At 67.3% G+C, this 1,169-nt stretch carries 2 protein-coding genes; both read left to right on the top strand.

What is annotated here, in order from left to right:
* Window positions 1–182: NIPSNAP family protein (locus ACSFA3_RS24710; RefSeq protein ID WP_435508003.1), on the top strand; the 182-nt coding region annotated here is incomplete at its 5' end.
* A 36-nt stretch (window positions 183–218) separates the two neighbouring features.
* The coding region (locus ACSFA3_RS24705) for a homogentisate 1,2-dioxygenase (protein WP_435508002.1) at window positions 219–1,169 on the top strand (951 nt) is incomplete at its 3' end.

Raw genomic sequence — 1,169 nt, 5'->3', positions numbered from 1 at the left:
TCAACCAGGTGATCCACATGTGGGCCTACGTGGACATGAACGAGCGCGCCGAGCGGCGGGAGCTCCTGATGGCCGACCCGGCATGGAAGGCCTACGTGGTGGAAATGCTTCCGCTGCTGCAGAGCCAGGAATCGAAGATCCTGCTTCCCGCGCCCTTCTTCACGCCCCGGTGGCAGGACTGACGACCGCATCGATCCGGAACAAAGGATGGAGACACCATGACAACGCTCGACTACCAGAGCGGATTCGGCAACCAGTTCGCCAGTGAGGCGCTTCCGGGCGCCCTGCCCGTCGGGCACAACTCGCCGCAGCAGGCGCCGCTGGGCCTGTATGCAGAGCTGCTGTCCGGCACGGCCTTCACGGCGCCGCGCGACCACAACCGGCGCACCTGGATGTACAGAAGGCGCCCCAGCGCCATGCATGAAGCCTTCGCGCGCATCGACGACGGCAACTGGCGCAGCGGACCATTCACCGAGGCGGAAACGCCGGCCAACCGGCTGCGCTGGAACCCATGGCCGATGCCGGCCGGGGACTCGGACTTCGTCGACGGCATGCTGACCATCGCCGGCAACGGCGACCCGCACGCGCAGACCGGCTCGGCAGTGCATGTCTATCGCGCGAACCGTTCGATGGACGGGCGCTACCTCGCGAACTCCGACGGCGAACTGCTGATCGTGCCGCAGCATGGCGCGCTGCTGCTCCATACCGAGCTGGGCCGCCTGCACGTCGCGCCCGGCGAGATCGCGCTGGTGCCGCGGGGCATGCGGTTTCGCGTCGCGCTGCACGAGGGTGAGGGCGATGGCGAGGCGCGAGGCTATGTCTGCGAGAACTATGGTGCGCCCTTTCGCCTGCCGGAGCTGGGGCCGATCGGATCGAACGGGCTGGCCAATGCACGCGACTTCCTGGCGCCCGTCGCGGCTTTCGAAGAAGACGCCGGCCCCGTGCGCATCGTCAACAAGTTCATGGGCCACCTCTGGGAAGGCAAGCAGGCCGGCACGCCGCTGAACGTGGTCGCGTGGCACGGCAACCTGACGCCCTGCAAGTACGACCTGGCGCGGTTCATGGCCATCGGCACGATCAGCTTCGACCACCCCGACCCGTCGATCTACACGGTGCTGACTTCCGGCACCGACACGCCCGGCGTTGCCAACTGCGACTTCGTGATCTTC

It is taken from the genome of Variovorax glucosi (assembly GCF_051216695.1).
Taxonomy (GTDB): domain Bacteria; phylum Pseudomonadota; class Gammaproteobacteria; order Burkholderiales; family Burkholderiaceae_C; genus Variovorax.
Note: the sequence above shows the minus strand (reverse complement) of the source record. Positions and strands in the feature narration are given on the sequence as shown.